Annotated in this window: 1 protein-coding gene; it reads left to right on the top strand. The window is 68.6% G+C overall.

Annotated elements, in window-relative coordinates:
• Positions 1-255, top strand: a 255-nt coding sequence (locus EOD42_RS25700) for an HD domain-containing protein (protein WP_127790447.1), incomplete at both ends; no start/stop codon positions are given.

Raw genomic sequence — 255 nt, 5'->3', positions numbered from 1 at the left:
AGGAGCAGGCCATCGCCGGCCTGCTGCACGATGCCATCGAGGATTGCGGCATCCACTGCGAGGCGGTGATCGAGGCCCAGTTCGGCTCGCGGGTCGCGTCCATTGTGCGCGCCTGCACCGATGCCGAGACCCTGCCCAAGCCACCCTGGCGCGCCCGCAAGGAAGCTTATCTCGCCCATCTCGAGCACGCCGGCGCCGATGCGCTGCTCGTCTCCGCCTGCGACAAGCTGCACAACGCCCGCTCCATCGTGGATG

It is taken from the genome of Rhodovarius crocodyli (assembly GCF_004005855.1).
Taxonomy (GTDB): Bacteria; Pseudomonadota; Alphaproteobacteria; order Acetobacterales; family Acetobacteraceae; genus Rhodovarius; species Rhodovarius crocodyli.
The sequence above is the reverse complement of the archived record's forward strand: the minus strand, read 5'-3'. Positions and strand labels throughout refer to the sequence as shown.